This is a genomic window from Bartonella sp. AA86SXKL, from assembly GCF_042196885.1.
In genome coordinates this window covers 1-1916 of the sequence record NZ_JBHIRE010000070.1, presented here as the reverse complement: position 1 = coordinate 1916, position 1916 = coordinate 1, and the positions used below count along the sequence as shown (strand labels likewise).

1 pseudogene is annotated in these 1916 nt (G+C 40.3%); it reads right to left on the bottom strand.

Annotated features, from left to right (window positions below):
- Nucleotides 1–1916, bottom strand: a pseudogene (locus tag ACFIO5_RS09745) (hypothetical protein); the annotation flags it as partial.

Genomic DNA, 1916 nt, shown 5'->3' with positions numbered 1-1916 from the left:
CCTTCTCCATGCTGCGCACTAAAGGCATTTGCATCTTTGCTCCACGTCAACGAATCCTGTGCAACTCCTTGTGAAACCTCTTTAATCCGTGCATTCACATTCTTGATATTTGCATCAAGAGCTGAAAAAGCGGTTCCAACACCTTCATATGATTTATTTGTTACATCACCCTCTTTAGAAACTGTCGATAAGTCATAGCTGGGAGCTGTAAAAGTGCCATCAGCACTAAACGATGCTTTGCCTCCTAAAATTTTTGCTAAACTCGCAGCTATGGTATTAATCTGTCCACCCGTAACCGCATCGCTCGAACCCGCCACTAGAGAACCATCAGCCAGCGATGTGACCTTGCTGTTTGTCTTTTCACCTTCTTTTCCATGCAAGGCTACAAAAGCATTACTCTGATTACTCCATGATAAAGAATCCTGTGAAACTCCTTCTGAGACTTCCTTAATACGATCGTTAACGGTTTTGATATTCTCATCAAGTCCTTTAAAGGCTGTTTCAACACCTTCATACGATTTATTTGTTACATTACCCTCTTTAGAAACTGTCGATAAGTCATACGTTGGTCCTGTAAAGTTTTTGCCATCAAAGGATACAGCGCCACCTAAAATCTTTGATAAATCCGAAGCTATGGTATTAACCTGTCCACCCGTGATTGCATCATGTGAATCCTTGGCAATCTTACCATCAGCAACATTATGGAGACCTACAGCTGTCTTATCTTTACCACCTAAAGTCACACTCGTGTAATTAATGCCGCCATTATCACCATCTTTTTTATCGTAATGAACAACGGCTGAATCATCAGACTGAAGGCTGGTAGAAAGATCCTTCAGACTTTTATCAAGCTGACCTTTGTTAACAGCTTCATTATCCTTTGTTGCTTCACCAACACCTGAAATTATCCGATCCGCACCAGCCTTGTTGGCTATATTGATTTCACTGCCTTCTACTGCAGCTCCAATAGTGAGACGATGCGTTGTTTTGTCTTGCTGAACAAAGCTTTCGCTTTCTACTTTGTTAATCACATTATTAACCTGTTCAGTCAATTTATTCTGAACATTCGTGATAGAAGTACCTACACCTTCAAAGGCAGATGCTACATCAGGATATTCTTTGTTTTCTGTTTTGCCATCATCCTTAACGGACTTAACAGTAAATTTAGGAGCAGTCCAAGCGCCATTTTCATATTTAGCGCCACCACCTAAATACTTAGCTATATTCGTGGCTACAATTGTAACATTTTGATTTGTAGTAAACAGCTGTGAGCCATTAACCGCTTCATCTGAATTTGTACTGAGATCGCCACCTAATAAACCGGAAATTTTCCGTTTCTCATTATCTTTATTCAGAATGCTGATTTCAGTACCACCAGTTCCTTTCCCAATGGTGATGAGACCTGTACCCCCCGCACGGAGACTACGCGCTAATTTCTCCTCTTTTTCTTCTTCTTGCTTAACAAGGATACTGTCTCTTACATCAGCAATTTCATTATTTGTTGCAAATAACTGTGAACCATTCACCGCTTGTTGTGAAGTCTCAGTGAGTGCTGCAGCCTTAACTTTCTTTATCTCTTTACCTCCAGCATCAATACCATCGGTCGTTATTTTGGGGCCTCCAGAAATCACTAAGCCTGTTGCATCTAGGGCAGTTGTGCCTGCCTTTAAGCTCGTTAATGTAACATCTTGAGCTAAATCAAATTTTACATTATTATCCTTATCACCTTTTGTAATGTTAAGATTGGTACTGCCAGTAGAAAAATCTACTCCGCTATCCATAATGACTGTTTTAGCATTTTTACCGTCAACAGATAGTTTCCAACCATTTTTTCTTACGACATCTTCTAAGTCTTGCAATTGTCTTAGATTCACTGCGTCTGCATCTTCACTACCAGCCGCTACACCTGTAATTTG